The organism is Bradyrhizobium paxllaeri (genome assembly GCF_001693515.2).
Taxonomy (GTDB): Bacteria; Pseudomonadota; Alphaproteobacteria; order Rhizobiales; family Xanthobacteraceae; genus Bradyrhizobium; species Bradyrhizobium paxllaeri.
Genome location: NZ_CP042968.1, coordinates 4,558,752 through 4,575,692 on the forward strand (window position 1 = coordinate 4,558,752; position 16,941 = coordinate 4,575,692).

Below are 16,941 nucleotides of genomic sequence, written 5' to 3' on the forward strand. Positions count from 1 at the left end.
AGTCAGAGCTTCGCGTAGTCGATCGGTTTGTGTCGATCGAGCGTGCGCGTGACCGGCGGTAGCGGATATTTAAGCCCCGTGGCGCAATTGAACAGCATGACGCGATCGTTTTTCGTCACGCGGCCCTCGGCGAGGCTCTGCTGATAGGCAGCATACGTCGCCGCCCCTTCCGGACACAACAGCAGCCCTTCCTCGCGCGCGACTTCGTTGAGCGCAGCAGAAATCTTCTCATCCGGGACCGCGATGGCGAAGCCCTTGCTCTCACGAACGGCGCGCAGGATCAGAAAATCTCCGACCGCCTGCGGCACGCGAATGCCCGACGCAATGGTGTGCGCATCTTCCCAGCGCGGCGCGTGCTCGGTGCCTGCTTCAAAAGCACGCACCATCGGCGCACAGCCGGACGCCTGCACCGCGACCATCCGCGGGCGCTTCGACCCGATGAAGCCGATCGCTTCCAGTTCGGCGAACGCCTTCCACATGCCGATCAGGCCGGTGCCGCCGCCGGTCGGGTAGAAGATGACGTCAGGCATCTCCCAGCCCAGCTGCTCGGCAAGCTCCAGGCCCATCGTCTTCTTGCCTTCGATCCGGTACGGCTCCTTCAGCGTCGAGGTGTCGAACCAGCCGGCTTTGGCCTTGCCTTCCCCGACGATCTTGCCGCAATCATCGATCAGGCCGTTGACGCGATAGACGGTGGCGCCCTGGAGTTCGATCTCGCTGACGTTCACCTCGGGCGTATCGGCGGGGCAGAAGATCGTGGTCTTGATGCCGCAGGAGGTGGCGTAGGCGGCCAGCGCCGCGCCCGCGTTGCCGTTGGTCGGCATCGCCATGTGCCTGATGCCGAGCGCCTTACCCATCGACACCGCCATCACGAGGCCGCGGGCCTTGAACGAGCCGGTCGGCAGCCGGCCCTCGTCCTTGACAATGATCTCGCCACCGCCGAGTTTTTTCGCAAGCTTCGGCAGCCTGATCAGCGGCGTCATGACCTCGCCGAGGCTGACGATGTCGCTGACCTTCCTCACCGGCAGCAGTTCGCGATAGCGCCACATATCGGCGGGGCGCTGTGCTAGCGCGTCCTTCGTCAACGCCTTCTTCACGCCGGCGAGGTCGTAGCGCACCAAGAGCGGCTTGCCGGCCTTGGAGAGGTTGTGGATCTGGTCGGCTTCGTAGCGATCGCCTTCCATCGCGCATTCGAGATGGGTCACGAAGGTCGGGCGTTCGATGATGAGGTTGTCGTTGTCTTTCACGCCTGGTTTTCTTTCTTGTTACGTGGTCTTCGTATTCGTCATTGCGAGCGCAGCGAAGCAATCCATGGTGCCGCAAGCGGACAGGTAGATTGCTTCGCTTCGCTCGCAATGACGGCGGCGTCACATATTCAACACGCGGCCATAAGCATCGAGAACGGCTTCCTTCATCATCTCCGACAGCGTCGGATGCGGGAAGACGGTGTGCATCAGTTCTTCCTCGGTCGTCTCCAGATTCATAGCGACCACATAGCCCTGGATCAGTTCGGTCACTTCCGCACCGATCATGTGCGCGCCGAGCAACTGCCCGGTCTTCTTGTCGAAGATCACCTTGATCAGGCCCTGGTCCTCGCCGAGCGCGATCGCCTTGCCGTTGCCGACGAAGGGGAAGCGGCCGACGCGGATCTCGCGGCCGCCTTCTTTCGCCTTGGCTTCGGTCAGGCCCACAGAGGCGATCTGCGGGTGGCAGTAGGTGCAGCCGGGAATGAGGTTCTTGTCCATGGCGTGCGGATGCAGGCCCTTGATCGCCTCGATGCAGACCACGCCCTCGTGCTCGGCCTTGTGGGCGAGCATCGGAGGGCCGGCGACATCGCCAATAGCGTAGATGCCGGGGACATTGGTCTTGCCGTAGCCGTCGATCACGACAACGCCGCGGTCGGTCTTGACGCCGACCTTCTCCAACCCGAGGCCCTCGACATTGCCGACCACGCCGACCGCGGAAATCACCCGTTCGAATTCGACCGTCTGCGGCTTCTTGCCGTCGTCGATGGTGGCGACGACGCTGTCGGCCTTCTTCTCCAGTTTCGTCACCTTGGTGTTGGAGAGGATCTTGATGCCCATCTTCTCGAAGCGTTTTTGCGCAAGGCCCGCGATCTCCGCGTCCTCGACGGGCAGGATCTGCGGCAGTACCTCGACCACGGTGACGTCGGCGCCCATGGTGTGAAAGAACGACGCAAACTCGATGCCGATCGCGCCGGAGCCGACCACCAGCAGCGACTTCGGCATCCGATCCGGCACCATCGCCTCGAAATAGGTCCAGACCAGCTTCTTGTCAGGCTCGAGCCCCGGCAGCACGCGCGGCCGCGCGCCGGTGGCGATGATGATGTGCTTGGCCTGATAGGCGCCCTCGCCCAGCGTCCCCTTCGGCGCTTCGACGGCGGACTTCTTCACGGTCACCTTGCCGGGCGCATCGATCGAGGCGTCGCCCCAGATCACCGTGACCTTGTTCTTCCTCATCAGGAAGCCGACGCCGTCGTTCAGCCGCTTCGAGACGCCGCGCGAGCGCTGCACCACGGCTTTCGGATCGAACGAGACCTTCTCGGCGGAAAGGCCGTAATCCTTGGCGTGCTGCATGTAGTGGTAGATTTCCGCCGAGCGCAAAAGCGCCTTGGTCGGGATGCAGCCCCAGTTCAGGCAGATGCCGCCGAGATAGGATTTTTCGATGATCGCGGTCTTGAAGCCGAGTTGCGCCGCACGGATCGCGGTGACGTAGCCGCCGGGGCCGGAGCCGATGATGATGACGTCGAAGGATGTGTCGGCCATTGGCTACTCGCTCGTTCCCATCGTGCGCCCGGACTTGCTGCCTATGTCGTCATTGCGAGGAGCCCTTGCGACGAAGCAATCCAGCCTGCCGGTGGTGAGATGGATTGCTTCGCTGCGCTCGCAATGACGGTGCGGGTTACCTCGCCTCACACCATCATCATGACAGGATTTTCGATCAACTGCTTGAACGCGCCGATCAGCTCGGCGCCGAGCGCGCCGTCGATGGCGCGGTGATCGCAGGACAGCGTCACGCTCATCATCTGCGCGATCTCGATCTTGCCGTCGCGGACCACGGGGCGCTCCTCGCTGGTGCCAACGGCGAGGATCGTCGCATGCGGCGGATTGATCACGGCGGTGAAGTGGTTGATGCCGTACATGCCCAGATTCGACACCGCGGTGGTGCCGCCCTGATATTCCTCCGGCTTCAGCTTGCGCGCCCGCGCGCGCGCCGCAAAATCCTTCATCTCGGAAGAGATGGTCGACAGCGTCTTGGTCTCCGCCTTGCGGATGATCGGCGTGATCAGGCCGCCGGGCATCGCCACGGCCACACCGATGTCGGAATGCTTGTGCTTGAGCATGCCGCCTTCGGTCCAGCTCACGTTGCAATTCGGAATCCTTTGCAGCGCCACCGCCATCGCCTTGATGACGAAGTCGTTGACCGAGAGCTTGTAGGCGGGCTTCTTTTCCTTGTCCTTCGGTGCAGCCGCGTTGATCTCCTCGCGCGCCACAAGCAGCTTGCCGATGTCGCAGTCCATCGTCAGGTAGAACACCGGCACGGTCTGCACCGAGGCGGTGAGACGCTGGGCAATCGTGCGGCGCATGCCGTCATGCGGCACGATCTCGTAGGCCCCTTCTTCGAACAGCGCCAGGATCTGCTTATCCGACATCGACGGCGCGAGGGCCGGGCCCGCCGCAGGCGCGGCGCCCGGAGCCTTCAGGCCCTTGCCGGATTTCGCGTCCTCGACGTCGCGCGCGACGACGCGGCCATGCGGGCCGGAGCCGGTGATGCGCGAGAGATCGATGCCGGCGTCCTTGGCGAGACGGCGGGCCAAGGGCGATGAGAAGATGCGGGCGTGACCGTTGCCCTTGGATGGCGCCGCCGCTGCTTGAGGCGCCGGTGCGGGCGCTGCCGCCGGGGCAGGCGCAGGTGCTGCAGCGGCAGGCTTCGGCGCCTCCTTGGGAGCCTCGGCGGGTTTTGCTGCGGGCGCAGCGCCGGCACCGGCACTCGCCGCCTTCACGTCCTCGCCGTCACCAGCCATGACCGCGATCACGTCGTTGACCGGAACGTCCTGCGTGCCCTCGGGCACCAGGATCTTGGCGATGGTGCCCTCGTCGACCGCCTCGACCTCCATCGTCGCCTTGTCGGTCTCGATCTCCGCGATCACGTCGCCGGACTTGACCTTGTCGCCCTCTTTCTTGAGCCACTTGGCAAGGTTGCCCTTTTCCATAGTGGGCGACAGCGCGGGCATCAAAATGTTGATCGGCATTGTCAGTGACCTTGTTGCGACCGCGGCGTGGTGGAGCCCGTGTCGGTCGGCCGGTTGATTTCGGCTTCGAACATATCGACGATGCGCGCGAGCGCCTCGTCCTCGGTGTAGCCGCTCTCGCGCGCATAGGCGCGGGCAGCGTGGCGGGCGATATCGACCAGCATCAAGCCCCACATGTCAGGCTCCTCGAAAGCGCGCTGGAACGCGATCGAGAGCCCGCCATCGACGACGAACGCTCGCAGGACCTCGACGGCATCGTCACGGCCCATGACGTCGGGCGGCAACGGCTGTTCGCTGGGACCGGCCATCTGGGCCTACCGATACGAAACGGCCTTGGCGGCCGCGACCACCTCGGCGACGGACGGCAATGCCAGCTTTTCGAGGTTGGCCGCATAGGGCATCGGCACGTCCTTGCCGGACACCCGCGCCACCGGCGCATCGAGATAGTCGAAGGCGTGCTCCATGATGCGGGCGGCAATCTCGGCGCCGACGCCGGACTGCTGCCAGCCCTCCTCCACCGTCACCGCGCGGCCGGTCTTCTGTACGGAGGCGATGATCGTTTCGGTATCCATCGGGCGCAGCGTGCGCAGATCGATCACCTCGGCCTCGATGCCTTCCTTGGCGAGTTCGTCCGCGGCCTTCAGCGCATAGGTCATGCCCATCGACCAGGAGACGATGGTGACGTCCTTGCCCTTGCGCACCACGCGCGCCTTGCCGATCGGCACGACGTAGTCGTCGAGCTTCGGCACCTCACCGGTGTGGCCGTAGAGCACCTCGTTTTCGAGGAAGATCACCGGGTTGGGATCGCGGATCGCGGCCTTGAGCAGCCCCTTGTAGTCGGCGGCCGAGAACGGCGCGATCACCTTCAAGCCCGGGATCTGCGAGTACCAGGCCGAGTAATCCTGGCTGTGCTGGGCGGCGACGCGGGCAGCGGCGCCGTTCGGCCCGCGGAACACGATCGAGCAGCCCATCTGGCCGCCCGACATGTACAGCGTCTTGGCCGCGGAGTTGATGATCTGGTCGATCGCCTGCATGGCGAAGTTGAAGGTCATGAACTCGACGATCGGCTTCAGCCCCGTCATCGCCGCACCGACGCCGACGCCGGCAAAGCCGTGCTCGGTGATCGGCGTATCGATCACGCGCCGCGCGCCGAACTCCTGCAGCAGTCCCTGAGTGACCTTGTAGGCGCCCTGATATTCTGCGACTTCCTCGCCCATGATGAAGACGTCGCCGTCGCGTCGCATTTCTTCGGCCATCGCATCGCGCAGGGCCTCTCGGATGGTCTGGGTAATGAATTCGGTTCCGGCGGGCACTTCCGGCTCCGGCTCGCTGACGGACACCGGCGCTGTCGGATGATGTGCGGCCTTGGGCTGGGGCGCTTCCGCCTTCGCTTCTACCGGCGGCGCTGATTCCGCGGCCCTGGCAGCGGGCGCCGGCGCCTTCGCGAGTTCGGCCGCGTTCTCGCCATCAGCGAGGATCATCGCGATCGGCGTGTTCACCGCGACGTCGGCGGTGCCTTCCGGAATCAAAATCTTGCCGAGCGTGCCCTCATCGGTCGCCTCGACTTCCATCGTCGCCTTGTCGGTCTCGATCTCGGCGATGACATCGCCCGACTTGATGGTCTCGCCTTCCTTTTTCAGCCATTTGGCGAGGTTGCCCTTCTCCATCGTGGGCGACAGCGCAGGCATCAGAACTTGAATCGGCATGGTAGCTCCGGATACTTTTGGGGCTTGCGCTTAGCGGTAGATGTCGGTCCAGAGTTCGGACACATCGGGCTCGGGATCGCGCTGGGCGAAATCGGCTGAGGCGTTGACGATCTCGCGGACCTCGGCGTCGATCTTCTTTAATTCCTCTTCGGTGACCTTGGCAGCCAGCAGGCGGCTGCGCACCTGCTCGATGGGGTCGGAGTCGTGCCGGACTTTTTCCACCTCCTCGCGGGTGCGATATTTCGCGGGGTCCGACATCGAGTGGCCGCGGTAGCGATAGGTCTGCATCTCCAGGATGAAGGGGCCGTTGCCGGCGCGGCACCAGGCGACCGCCTCATCCGCGGCGGCCTTGACCGCGCGGACGTCCATGCCGTCGACCTGCTTGCCGGGGATGTTGAAGGAGGCGCCACGCTTGGAGAAATCCGACTGCGCGGAAGCGCGCGACACCGAGGTGCCCATGGCGTAGCGGTTGTTCTCGATCACATAGATCACCGGGAGCTTCCACAGCTCCGCCATATTGAAGCTTTCGTAGACCTGGCCCTGGTTGGCGGCGCCATCGCCGAAATAGGCGAGCGAGACATTGTCGTTGCCGCGGTAGCGGTTGGCGAAAGCAAGGCCGGTGCCGAGCGAAACCTGGGCGCCGACGATGCCGTGGCCGCCGTAGAAATTCTTCTCCATGCTGAACATGTGCATGGAGCCGCCCTTGCCCTTGGAGTAGCCGCCGCGGCGGCCAGTGAGTTCGGCCATGACGCCGTTGGCGGACATCCCGCAAGCCAACATATGGCCGTGATCACGGTATCCAGTTATGACCTGATCGCCCTGCTTCAGGGCCATCTGCATCCCGACCACGACTGCTTCCTGGCCGATATAGAGGTGGCAGAAACCGCCGATCGCACCCATGCCGTAGAGCTGGCCGGCCTTCTCCTCGAAGCGGCGGATCAGCAGCATGTCCCGCAGCGCACCCAATTCCTGCGCCTTGGTGAATTCCGGTGGGGATTCGATTGCCTTCTCCTGTCCAGCTTCCTTCGCGACGACGCTTTTCTTGGGTGCAGCCATGGCAATTCCGGGGGTGAGAAGAGAGACGGGATCAGCCCTCTCTATCCCAACTCAAACCGCCGTGAAAGGATTGCGTGCGCTGGAGAAAATATTGCTATGCCGCACTGCAACGTGGCGGGACATTTTCGAAATTGATTTTGCAGTTTTTTGAAATTTGCGGACCGGGACGGAAGTATCGTGCCGACAATTGCGCTGTTGATGACACCGGCTTGAAAATCAGTTCGGCTTGATGGTCCGGATCAGGTCGCGCGGATTGGCGTAGTCGAGCTGGAAGCGCGCGCGCTCGTCCAGCATGTCGGGGTCGACCCGGTCGGAGCGCAAGAGCGATACCCGCTGCTCGCCCTCTGCCCGCTCCCGCTTCAACCGCGCCAGTTCCGAGGTGAGCGCGATGATCTCCTGATCGAGCTCCTGGCGCGCGTTCAGGCCGTATTTGCCGGTATAGGCGTTGATGCCGAAATAGCTGACCATCAACGCCGCCACCGTGTAGAGGGCGAGGCCGGTCAGGATGGATTTCAATCGGGTGCGGGAGACCATGCGCCAAAGATGCGACGGTCCGGTTAATGGAATGCTAAGGCCGGGGGCTTCATTGGCCCCCCGTCATTGCGAGCGAAGCGAAGCAATCCATCTCACCGCGGAAAGAAAGACTGGATTGCTTCGTCGCTGTCGCTCCTCGCAATGACGGCGAGAGAGTTCGCGCACCTCGCAATGACGGAGGAGAGACCGCTTACCTGTTCTGCTTCTCGATGAACGCCGCAAACGCGTCGAGATATTGCTGCAGCAGCTTCTGCACCGATTCCTTGGTGAGCTGGCCCTTGTCGTCGAAGGCGTCGCCGATGGCGTTCAAATAGATTTCAGGCTGGCCGAGGATCGGGCCGGAAATGCCGGGCAGGATGTTCTGCAGATGCTTGGCCGCGCTTACGCCGCCCAGCGCGCCCGGCGAGTTGCTGATGATGCCGGTCGGCTTGCCGAGGAACGAGCTCTTGCCGTAGGGGCGCGAGGCGACGTCGATGGCGTTCTTCAGGACGCCGGGGATCGAGCGGTTATATTCGGGCGTCACGAACAGCACGCCGTTCGACTTCTGCAGCTTTTCGCGGAACGCCAGCCAGTCGGCGGGGGGATTGGCTTCGAGGTCCTGATTGAAAAAGGAAATGCTTTCGAGCGTGGTCACGTCAAGCTTGAGGGACGCCGGCGCCAGCTTGGCGAGCGCGTTGGCGACCTTGAGCGAAAAGCTCTCCTTGCGGAGCGAGCCGACGATCGTGACGATGGTATGCGTAGCCATTTCGATATCCCTGTTGAAGCGGAAGCGCCTGCCTTCCCTTACGCCAAATCACCAGAAAGATGCAAGTGCATGAATTAGCCTTTATGGGTTCGGCGGCGCCCGTTCGGCTAGGCTCCCGACTACTTCGTTTTCCGGCCCGCCTGCGGTTCGGGTCAGCCAGCGCCTTCATCGCGCGGCCATTGGGACAGAAATCCTCTGCATGGAACCAGCAGTTCTACGGTCTAGATCGCCCCGACAACAGTGTTAGCGTGCGCCGCTCCACGGAGGGGGCTATCATGCGAAATCGAATGTCGGCGGCAACGCCAAGGTCACGGTTTGACGTTGCGAAGGCCTATCTGGAATTGCAACAGATCAGGCGCGCCGTCGAACGCGAAGAAGCGGCAGCGCATGCCATGCGAACGCTCCATCCGAAAAGAAAACCAGCGGACGCCGGATCGAAATCACAACGATAATTCCGCGATCTTCTATCTCAGATCATGCAGAACAGGCCGTCCTCTCGGGCGGCCTGCTCTGTTGATGGGTAGAAAAGCGCAGCAGCATCAGCCCTTGTTCGGATTGATGAGGAATTTCTCGCCGGTGGAGCGCTTGTTGTAGACGGCGATATTGGAGAGCTGCAGCGCCTCCTGCAGCGACACCACCTGCGTGTAATGGCTCGCAAACGTGGACTTGAGTTCGGACGCCACGCGCTGGCGCAGGCGGCCGATTTCGGCGGGGCCGATCTTCTGCAGGAACGGCGTCAACAGCCAGCCGCCGACACCCCAGGTCAGGCCGAAGGCACGGCTCAATTCGGTCGGGCGGTTGTCGAGGCTGCCGTAAATATAGACCTGCTTGTACACGTTCGAGCCGTAGCGGCTGTATTCCTTGGCGGTCTTGTTGGCTGCCATCTCCATGGCGGTGAGGATCTGGCTTGCGAGCTTGCCGCCGCCGATGGCGTCGAAGGCGATGGTGGCGCCGGTCTCGACCAGTGCATTGGTGAGATCATCCATGAAGCTCGGCGCAGTGGAATCGACGACATATTTGGCGCCGATCTGGTGCAGGATATCGGCCTGCTCCTTGCTGCGTACGATGTTGACGAGGCCGATGCCGTCCTTGATGCAGATCTTGTTGAGCATCTGGCCGAGGTTGGAGGCGGCGGCCGTGTGCACCAGCGCCTTGTGATTTTCGCGCCGCATCGTTTCGGTCATACCGAGCGCGGTCAGCGGATTGACGAACCATGATGCGCCGTCGGCGGGCGTGGTGCCCTCAGGCAATTCCATCACGTCCCGCACCCTGATGGTGCGGTACTGCGTGTACATGGCGCCGCCGATCATCGAGACGGTCTTCCCCATCAGCGCCTTGGCGCCGTCCGAGGAGCCGGTCCGGATCACGACGCCGGCGCCTTCATTGCCCGCAGGAAGCGACTGATCGAGCCGTGCCGCCATCATCCGCATCGCCGCGTCAGGCATCTTCGCGGTGACGACGGGCGCGTCCTTGCTGCCGGATTCCTTGGCGGTCGACATGTCGGCCGGGCCGATCAAAAGCCCGAGATCGGACGGGTTGATCGGCGTCGCCTCGACCCGGACCACGACCTCGTCGTCGGCCGGGTCAGGCGTCGGGACGTTCGCCAGCGACAGTTCGAGTTCGCCGCTCTTCTTGAGCAGCGTACGCAGTTGAAGCCCGCTGTTGCCGTCACTCATCGTAATCCCTCCCCTGGTGCTCGTTCTATCTGGATGCGCCGGCGCGTTACGCCAAGGCCTTCAGCGCCGATTTGCCGGCATATATCGCCTGCTTGCCGAGCTGCTGCTCGATGCGCAGGAGCTGGTTATATTTGGCGGTGCGGTCGGAGCGCGCCAGCGAGCCGGTTTTGATCTGGCCGCAATTGGTGGCGACCGCGAGGTCGGCGATGGTGGAATCCTCGGTCTCGCCGGAGCGATGCGACATCACGGAGGTGTAGCCGTATTTGTGGGCCAGCTCGACGGCGGCGAGCGTCTCGGTCAGCGTGCCGATCTGGTTGACCTTGATCAGGATAGAGTTGGCGCGGCCATTCTTGATACCGTCGGCCAGCCGCGTGACGTTGGTGACGAACAGGTCGTCGCCGACGAGCTGGCACTTCTTGCCGATCAGGTCGGTCAGCTCCTTCCAGCCTTCCATGTCGTCTTCGGACATGCCGTCCTCGATGGTGACGATCGGATAGCGCGAGACGAGATCGGCGAGGTATTTCGCCTGCTCGGAGCGCGAGCGGGTCTTGTTCTCGCCGCCATAGACGTAAGCACCGTCTTTGAAGAACTCGGTCGCGGCGCAATCGAGCCCGAGCATCACGTCGCCGCCGGCCTTGTAGCCGGCCTTGCCGATTGCGCTGACAACGAATTCGAGGGCTGCATCCGCCGACGGCAGGTTCGGCGCAAAGCCGCCCTCGTCGCCGACATTGGTGTTGTGTCCCGCCTTCTTCAATTCGCTACGCAGCGTGTGGAAGATTTCCGAGCCGCAGCGCAGTGCTTCGGCAAAGCTCGCCGCGCCGACCGGCAGGATCATGAATTCCTGGAAGTCGATCGGGTTGTCGGCGTGCGCGCCGCCATTGATGATGTTCATCATCGGCACCGGCAGCGTCCGCGCCGAGGTGCCGCCGACATAGCGATAGAGTGGCATGTCGAAGGATTCGGCGGCCGCCTTGGCGCAGGCCAGCGAGACCCCGAGGATGGCGTTGGCCCCTAACCGGCTCTTGTTCGGCGTGCCGTCAAGATCGATCATGATCTGGTCGAGATGGACCTGGTCCTCGACCGCGTGATCGCTGAGCGCTTCGGAAATCTCGCCGTTGACGGCCTCAACCGCCTTCTGCACACCCTTGCCGAGATAGCGCTTCTTGTCGCCGTCCCTGAGTTCAACCGCTTCATGCGCGCCGGTCGAAGCGCCCGACGGGACCGCCGCGCGGCCGATCGAGCCGTCTTCCAGCACCACATCGACTTCAACGGTGGGGTTGCCACGGCTATCGAGAATTTCACGGCCAATGATGTCGACGATGGCGGTCATGTCTAAAACTTTCCTGGGAGTGGGTGGTCCGGTTTCGGGGGCGTCTTACACGGCAAGCAAGCAAATGTGAACGCTTGACCGCCGGGCTTTTCCGGACGGCCAAAACCCGTCAGGATAGACTGATCCAAGGTCGATATCGGCGTCCAAACCTTCACGTTCACAAGCCGGGGTAACGCAATGAATCGCCGCCAGTTTCTTGGAACCGCCGCCATTGGCATCCTCGCCGCGCCCGCCCTGTTGCGAAGGGCCGCCGCCCAGGAAGGCCCGTTCCGCGTCAAATATTATCCGGTCGCCGCGGGCATGGGCTCGCGCGACACCACCCCGGCCCCCGACGGCACGATCTGGTTCTGCGGCCAGCGCAACGGCACGCTGGGCCGGCTCGATCCGCGCGACGGCTCCTACAAACTGGTCGATCTCGGCAAGGGCGCTGCGCCCCATGGCGTGATCATCGGCCCGGATGGCGCACCCTGGGTCACCGAGGGCGGACAGAATGCGATCGCGCGTGTCGACCCAGCGGACCACAAGGTGACGTTGTTCCGCCTGCCTGAAAAGGAGGCATACGCCAATCTCAACACGGCCGTGTTCGACAAGAACGGCATCTACTGGTTCACCGGCCAGTCCGGCATCTATGGCCGGCTCGATCCGAAATCGGGCGACATGACCGTGTTCAAGTCGCCGCGCGGCCGCGGCACCTACGGCATGACCATCACGCCGAAAGGCGACATCTGGTACGCCTCGCTCGCCGGCAATCACATCGCCAAAATCGATCCGGCGACCGGCAACGCGACCGTGGTGGAGCCGCCAACGCCGAGCCAGGGCGCACGGCGGGTGTGGTCGGATTCGAAGGGCCGGATCTGGGTCAGCGAGTGGAACAGCGGCAATGTGTCAGTGCACGATCCCGCCGACGGCTCCTGGAAGGCGTGGAAACTGCCGGGCAGCAATCCCCGCACCTATGCGGTCTATGTCGACGACAAGGACAAGGTCTGGCTCACCGATTTCGGCGCCAATGCCATCGTGCGCTTCGATCCCGTGACCGAAAAGTTCAACGCATTCCCCAGCGACAAAGCGGGCGCGAATGTGCGCCAGCTCGACGGCCGGCCTGGCGAGACCTGGGGCGGCGAATCCGGCAATGACCGGCTTGTGATGATCCAGACGGTCGCGCCTGCGTGAGATTGCTTGCGGTCCTGCTGCTTGTCACGATCCTGCTGCCGCCGTCCGCGATGGCGGAAGACGGCGCACAGGCGTTCACCCCCTGCCGCGCCTGCCATAGCCTCGATCCGGCCGAGCGCAACCTGCCCGGCCCCAATCTCTCAGGCGTGATCGGACGCGCGGTCGGTAGCGATGCCGGATTCGACTACTCGCCAGTGCTACGCAAGGCGCGCGACGACGGCTTGCGCTGGGATGCGAAGCGGCTGGAAACCTTCCTTGCCGATCCCGCGGCGATGTTTCCGGGATTATGGATGTCGATGCGCGGCATCGAGAACGCCGCCGAACGGCAGGCGCTGGCGAAGTTTCTCGCCGACCCCGCCTCGCGCTGACAGTTGACGGCCACGCTTGTTGCGTCCATGCCAGCCCTCGCAACAGGACGATCATGATGGCCAAGAAATCATCGCAGGAATCATTGCCAACATCATTGCAGCTCGGCCGCGCCGTGGAATGGCCGGATAGCCCGGAGAAGGCAAAGCTCGACCGCGTGCCCAATCCGCAAGCCGGCACCAATTATCTGGTCCGCTTCACCGTGCCGGAATTCACCTCGATCTGCCCGGTGACGGGCCAGCCGGATTTCGCGCATCTCGTGATCGACTATGCGCCCGGGCAATGGCTGCTGGAATCCAAATCGCTAAAACTCTATGTCGCGAGCTTTCGCAATCACGGCGCGTTTCACGAGGATTGCACGATCATGATCGGCAAGCGGATCGCGGCTGAGATCAAGCCGAAATGGCTGCGCATCGGCGGCTACTGGTATCCGCGCGGCGGCATCCCGATCGACGTGTTCTGGCAGACCGGAAAGTTGCCGAAGGACATGTGGGTCCCCGACCAGGGCGTCGCGCCCTATCGCGGGCGGGGCTGACGCATCGTATGCCCGCGCCCTTCGGAGCGGGTCAAAGGTCGGGATCGAACCAGAAATTGTCAGGCAAATCGGTCAGATCATCCGTGACGCTGGATGCGCCTGTGAAATCCTCGTCTCGAAAGTACAGACTGCGCGTAATCAGGACCGGGGCGCCGGCAGAGGCCGCGGCGACCAGGCCATTGCGGGAGTCCTCGATGGCCAGGCAGGACACGGCAGGAAGACCGAGAACGTCGAGAGCCGTGTGATAGGCGTCCGGTGCCGGCTTCTTGTTGGGCACGTCTTCCCCGGAAACGATCACGTCGAAATTCCGATTCCAGTCCGGTCCCAGATTTTGGCTCAGTAGTGCGCCAATATTGTCCCGCGACGTGGTCGTAACAATCGCCAGCCGCAACCGTCCGTCGCGGGCTCGAACGATCAGGTCCGCCACTCCCGGTCGCAGTCCGCAGGCGCCGCTGCCAACCAGTTCTGCATATCGGCGCGTCTTGAAGCGGTGCAGTTCGTTGATGCGACTGTCTGACAGATCGAAGCGATCCTCGGAGAGCGACTCCCAAAAATACCGGATGCGCTCTCTTCCGCCTGCGATCCGCAGCAGCTTGCCGTAAGTTGCGACATCCCAGCTCCACGGCAGATCGAAATGGCTGAACGCTTCATTGAATGCGCGTCGATGAAATTCCTCGGTCTCCGCCATGGTTCCGTCGACGTCGAACATGATGGCCCTGAACCTGTTCAACTCGGCCTCGCTCCCAGTTGCGGCCTGGCATTTGGCGGAGCGCCAACGCCCCGTTCGAGATCACGAAGTAAAATTGGCCCGTGCGGCTCGGAATTGCGATTTTGAAATTCTGATGGGCAGCAAAATTTTTGCTGATAGCGCCTGCGTCCTCCGCTGCTTGAACCGGAAGGCCGACCAACCGCTCCACCGAAGCAGGCGGTCCTACGTCGACGGTGCATCCGCCGGCCGCGTCTGGCGCAACAGATTGGCGCAGACAAAGCCCAGTACAATCATGATGGCCCCCGCGGTGAGCAAGGTCGGCACCTTGCCGGCATGCTGGATTCCAAAACCATAAGCGATGGGTCCGACGGTCTGGCCCATGAAGAAAAAGAACGCGTGCAACGACAGCGCGGTCGCGCGTGCTTCCGCCGACAATTCGCTGGCGAATACCTGCAGGCTGCCGTGGATCATGTAGAAACCCCAGCCCATGAAGACCAGATTGAGGAGCTGCAATCTCCATTCCAGCCCCAATGCGACCGCCATGAGCTGCACACCGACCAGCGCCGCGCCGCCAATGATCATCCCGTTGACGCCGATCTTCGGCAGCAGCCGCGACACCGTCATGGTGTAGATGAGGCCGCCGACCGCAAAGCCGGCGATGACGACGCCTGCGATCGACAACGAGGTTTGTCCGAGGTCGAACAGGAACGAGGCAATGAACGGAAACAGGCCGAGCACGCAGCAGCCTTCGATGAAGACGGCCGAATAGCAGATGCGCGCGTTCGGGTTGGTGAAGATGGTGCGATAGCCCTGCTTGAGAGCCGACAGGCTGGTGCGCGGCGGATGGGTCAGCGCCGCGCCGCGAAACCCGATCGCGACCACGATCGAAGCCACGACGACGATCCCGCCGAGCACGGCCAGCACGCCGCGCCAGCCGAGGAAATCGCCGATCAGGCCGGACACCGTGGCACCCAGGAGATTGCCGGTCATGGCGCCGGCCAGCGTGCGCCCGATCGCGACCTGACGCTTTTCGGCGCCGACGAGATCGCTGGTCAGCCCCAGCGCGATCGGAAACACGCCGCCGGAACCGATGCCGGCCAGAATGCGGCTGGCAAACAACAGCGGAAACGAGGTCGCCATCGCGCCGAGAATGTTGGCGAAGCCGAGCAGCGTAAGCGCCACGATCATCAGCCTCGCCTTGCCGAAAACGTCGGCGAAGGCGCCCAGCACCGGCTGGATGATGGCAAAGGTGAACGCGAAGGCGGCGGCGAAACTGGCGGCGGTGGCGATGCTGACCGAAAAATCCTCGGCCACGTGCGGCAGCACCGGATCGAGCGCGCGGGCGGACAGGGCCGCCGAAAAGGTTGCGAGCGCGATGATATTGAGCGCCGGCGGCATGCCGCTGGCGACGGTCACGACGACGCGTTCTTGGAAAGCGCGTCGAATGCCATCAGCCGCTTCACCAGCGCCTCGAACTCGCGCAGCGGCACCATGTTGGGGCCGTCAGACGGCGCGCAATCGGGATCGGGATGGGTCTCGATGAACACGCCGGCGACGCCGACCGCGACCGCGGCGCGCGCCAGCACGGGGACGAATTCGCGCTGGCCGCCGGATGAGGTGCCCTTCCCGCCCGGCTGCTGCACCGAATGGGTGGCGTCGAAGATAACAGGCGCGCCCGTCGTCTGCGCCATGATCGGCAGCGCGCGCATGTCTGAGACCAGCGTGTTGTAGCCGAACGAGGCGCCGCGTTCGGTCACCATCACGTTCGGATTGCCGCCGCCGGTGATCTTGGTGACGACGTTGGTCATTTCCCACGGCGCGAGAAACTGGCCCTTCTTGACGTTGACGACCTTGCCGGTCGCCGCAGCCGCCAGCAGCAGGTCCGTCTGGCGACACAGGAACGCCGGGATCTGCAGCACGTCGACCGCCTGCGCGGCTTCCGCGCACTGGCCGGCCTCGTGCACGTCGGTCAGCACGGGCAAACCGAGCGAGGAGCGAATCTCGGCGAAGATCGGCAGCGCCTGCGCAAGACCAACGCCGCGCGCGGCCGAGCCTGAGGTGCGGTTGGCCTTGTCGAAGGAGGTCTTGTAAACGAGGCCAATCCCGAGGCGGCTGGCGATCTCCTTCAGCGCGCTCGCCACTTCGAGCGCATGCGCCCGACTCTCGAGCTGGCAAGGACCTGCAATGATCGAAATCGGCAGGCCGTTGCCGAATTTGACCGGGCCGACCGAGACGACCGGGGCTGCTTCGGGTTTCGAGTTCAAGGGATTTTCCTTTACATTCGGCGCGGACCATGCCGGTCCGCGACCCCAGGATCAACCCCGTTTAACCCCCGAATATCAGGGTTGCGCGCGCGGCTATTTTACCGCGGAAAACGCCGTCGGCACCAGCAACTGGCTGACGATGTTGTCGATGATCTGGCCGTCTTCCTCGCTCTTGGCGCGGCCGGCGATCCAGTCTGGATCGGACTGGAATGCGGTCCATTTCTTTTCGCGGTCGGCAAGCGAGTCCCAGGCGACGAAGTAGGTCAGTTCCTGATTGGAGGTGCCGATCAGCGTGGTGTAGAAGCCGGCCTGCTTGATGCCGTGCTTGTCCCACAGTTTCAGCGTCAGCGTATCGAAGCGCTTCATCAGCGCCGGCAGGCGGCCCGGCAGACAGCGATAGACGCGCATTTCCATGATCATCGGCTTTGCTCCCAAGGTTGTTGTTCTTGCGGGCGGGAGTTGTCGCAACAATCGACGCGTTCGTCAAAGGTGCCCTCACTTCACCCGCCCCTTGAGGGGGCGGGTCGGCACGCATCGCAGATGCGTGACGGGGCGGGGTGACAGTCTATCAACGCATGCA

Annotated in this window: 17 protein-coding genes; 3 read left to right on the forward strand and 14 right to left on the reverse strand. The window is 63.4% G+C overall.

The window, feature by feature from the left end; translation table 11 throughout:
- Window positions 1–2: 2 nt before the first annotated feature.
- The 10 genes from LMTR21_RS21770 to eno form a co-directional block, all read right to left on the reverse strand.
- Entirely contained in the window at window positions 3–1,244 is a 1,242-nt protein-coding gene (locus LMTR21_RS21770; RefSeq protein WP_065754757.1) for a threonine synthase, read from the reverse strand.
- Window positions 1,245–1,364: 120 nt separating this feature from the next.
- Entirely contained in the window at window positions 1,365–2,783 is a 1,419-nt protein-coding gene (lpdA, locus tag LMTR21_RS21775) for a dihydrolipoyl dehydrogenase (RefSeq protein WP_065754756.1), read from the reverse strand.
- Between the two features lie 146 nt (window positions 2,784–2,929).
- The gene (locus tag LMTR21_RS21780) at window positions 2,930–4,270 is read right to left on the reverse strand and encodes a pyruvate dehydrogenase complex dihydrolipoamide acetyltransferase (protein ID WP_065754755.1); all 1,341 of its coding nucleotides are present in this window, start codon (window positions 4,268–4,270) and stop codon (window positions 2,930–2,932) included.
- Between the two features lie 2 nt (window positions 4,271–4,272).
- Window positions 4,273–4,578, reverse strand: coding sequence for a DUF5076 domain-containing protein (locus LMTR21_RS21785; protein ID WP_065754754.1), 306 nt, complete (start codon window positions 4,576–4,578; stop codon window positions 4,273–4,275).
- 6 nt (window positions 4,579–4,584) lie between these two features.
- A complete protein-coding gene (locus LMTR21_RS21790; protein ID WP_065754753.1) occupies window positions 4,585–5,976 on the reverse strand; it encodes a pyruvate dehydrogenase complex E1 component subunit beta in 1,392 nt (463 codons plus the stop codon).
- 30 nt (window positions 5,977–6,006) lie between these two features.
- On the reverse strand, window positions 6,007–7,032 hold the full coding sequence (gene pdhA, locus LMTR21_RS21795; RefSeq protein WP_065754752.1) for a pyruvate dehydrogenase (acetyl-transferring) E1 component subunit alpha: 1,026 nt from the start codon (window positions 7,030–7,032) through the stop codon (window positions 6,007–6,009).
- A gap of 216 nt (window positions 7,033–7,248) precedes the next feature.
- Window positions 7,249–7,566 (reverse strand): FtsB family cell division protein, encoded by a 318-nt coding sequence (locus LMTR21_RS21800; RefSeq protein ID WP_065754751.1) that lies wholly within the window; start codon window positions 7,564–7,566, stop codon window positions 7,249–7,251.
- 190 nt (window positions 7,567–7,756) lie between these two features.
- Window positions 7,757–8,311 (reverse strand): NADPH-dependent FMN reductase, encoded by a 555-nt coding sequence (locus tag LMTR21_RS21805; RefSeq protein ID WP_065754750.1) that lies wholly within the window; start codon window positions 8,309–8,311, stop codon window positions 7,757–7,759.
- 539 nt (window positions 8,312–8,850) lie between these two features.
- Window positions 8,851–9,987: a zinc-binding dehydrogenase gene (locus LMTR21_RS21810; protein WP_065754749.1), complete on the reverse strand. Its 1,137-nt coding sequence runs from the start codon at window positions 9,985–9,987 to the stop codon at window positions 8,851–8,853.
- Between the two features lie 46 nt (window positions 9,988–10,033).
- A complete protein-coding gene (gene eno / locus LMTR21_RS21815; RefSeq protein ID WP_065754748.1) occupies window positions 10,034–11,317 on the reverse strand; it encodes a phosphopyruvate hydratase in 1,284 nt (427 codons plus the stop codon).
- 177 nt (window positions 11,318–11,494) lie between these two features.
- On the opposite strand from eno, the gene LMTR21_RS21820 reads away from it, so the two are divergent.
- The 3 genes from LMTR21_RS21820 to queF are packed head-to-tail and all read left to right on the forward strand — an operon-like array spanning window position 11,495 to window position 13,388.
- Window positions 11,495–12,487: a Vgb family protein gene (locus LMTR21_RS21820; protein ID WP_065754747.1), complete on the forward strand. Its 993-nt coding sequence runs from the start codon at window positions 11,495–11,497 to the stop codon at window positions 12,485–12,487.
- On the forward strand, window positions 12,484–12,855 hold the full coding sequence (locus tag LMTR21_RS21825) for a c-type cytochrome (protein WP_065754746.1): 372 nt from the start codon (window positions 12,484–12,486) through the stop codon (window positions 12,853–12,855). The genes LMTR21_RS21820 and LMTR21_RS21825 overlap by 4 nt, the downstream gene beginning before the upstream one ends.
- Before the next feature lie 56 nt (window positions 12,856–12,911).
- The gene (queF, locus tag LMTR21_RS21830; protein ID WP_065754745.1) at window positions 12,912–13,388 is read left to right on the forward strand and encodes a preQ(1) synthase; all 477 of its coding nucleotides are present in this window, start codon (window positions 12,912–12,914) and stop codon (window positions 13,386–13,388) included.
- A gap of 31 nt (window positions 13,389–13,419) precedes the next feature.
- Here the strand turns inward: queF and LMTR21_RS21835 are convergent, their stop codons facing one another.
- The 4 genes from LMTR21_RS21835 to LMTR21_RS21850 all read right to left on the reverse strand — a co-directional run bounded on the left by LMTR21_RS21835 (window position 13,420) and on the right by LMTR21_RS21850 (window position 16,781).
- Window positions 13,420–14,097: an HAD family hydrolase gene (locus tag LMTR21_RS21835; protein ID WP_084030808.1), complete on the reverse strand. Its 678-nt coding sequence runs from the start codon at window positions 14,095–14,097 to the stop codon at window positions 13,420–13,422.
- Window positions 14,098–14,319: 222 nt separating this feature from the next.
- Complete coding sequence (locus LMTR21_RS21840) at window positions 14,320–15,495, reverse strand: MFS transporter (RefSeq protein WP_065754760.1); 1,176 nt, start codon at window positions 15,493–15,495, stop codon at window positions 14,320–14,322.
- A gap of 14 nt (window positions 15,496–15,509) precedes the next feature.
- On the reverse strand, window positions 15,510–16,361 hold the full coding sequence (gene kdsA, locus LMTR21_RS21845; RefSeq protein ID WP_065754743.1) for a 3-deoxy-8-phosphooctulonate synthase: 852 nt from the start codon (window positions 16,359–16,361) through the stop codon (window positions 15,510–15,512).
- A gap of 93 nt (window positions 16,362–16,454) precedes the next feature.
- Complete coding sequence (locus LMTR21_RS21850; protein ID WP_057834587.1) at window positions 16,455–16,781, reverse strand: NIPSNAP family protein; 327 nt, start codon at window positions 16,779–16,781, stop codon at window positions 16,455–16,457.
- Window positions 16,782–16,941 lie beyond the last annotated feature (160 nt).

Coding starts and splice junctions, on each gene's coding strand:
- LMTR21_RS21820 (WP_065754747.1), top strand. CDS start 11,495: ATGAATCGCCGCCAGTTTCTTGGAACCGCCGCCATTGGCATCCTCGCC.
- LMTR21_RS21805 (WP_065754750.1), bottom strand. CDS start 8,311: ATGGCTACGCATACCATCGTCACGATCGTCGGCTCGCTCCGCAAGGAG.
- LMTR21_RS21810 (WP_065754749.1), bottom strand. CDS start 9,987: ATGAGTGACGGCAACAGCGGGCTTCAACTGCGTACGCTGCTCAAGAAG.
- pdhA (WP_065754752.1), bottom strand. CDS start 7,032: ATGGCTGCACCCAAGAAAAGCGTCGTCGCGAAGGAAGCTGGACAGGAG.
- queF (WP_065754745.1), top strand. CDS start 12,912: ATGGCCAAGAAATCATCGCAGGAATCATTGCCAACATCATTGCAGCTC.
- eno (WP_065754748.1), bottom strand. CDS start 11,317: ATGACCGCCATCGTCGACATCATTGGCCGTGAAATTCTCGATAGCCGT.
- LMTR21_RS21785 (WP_065754754.1), bottom strand. CDS start 4,578: ATGGCCGGTCCCAGCGAACAGCCGTTGCCGCCCGACGTCATGGGCCGT.
- LMTR21_RS21790 (WP_065754753.1), bottom strand. CDS start 5,976: ATGCCGATTCAAGTTCTGATGCCTGCGCTGTCGCCCACGATGGAGAAG.
- LMTR21_RS21850 (WP_057834587.1), bottom strand. CDS start 16,781: ATGATCATGGAAATGCGCGTCTATCGCTGTCTGCCGGGCCGCCTGCCG.
- lpdA (WP_065754756.1), bottom strand. CDS start 2,783: ATGGCCGACACATCCTTCGACGTCATCATCATCGGCTCCGGCCCCGGC.
- LMTR21_RS21780 (WP_065754755.1), bottom strand. CDS start 4,270: ATGCCGATCAACATTTTGATGCCCGCGCTGTCGCCCACTATGGAAAAG.
- LMTR21_RS21840 (WP_065754760.1), bottom strand. CDS start 15,495: ATGCCGCCGGCGCTCAATATCATCGCGCTCGCAACCTTTTCGGCGGCC.
- LMTR21_RS21835 (WP_084030808.1), bottom strand. CDS start 14,097: ATGTTCGACGTCGACGGAACCATGGCGGAGACCGAGGAATTTCATCGA.
- LMTR21_RS21800 (WP_065754751.1), bottom strand. CDS start 7,566: ATGGTCTCCCGCACCCGATTGAAATCCATCCTGACCGGCCTCGCCCTC.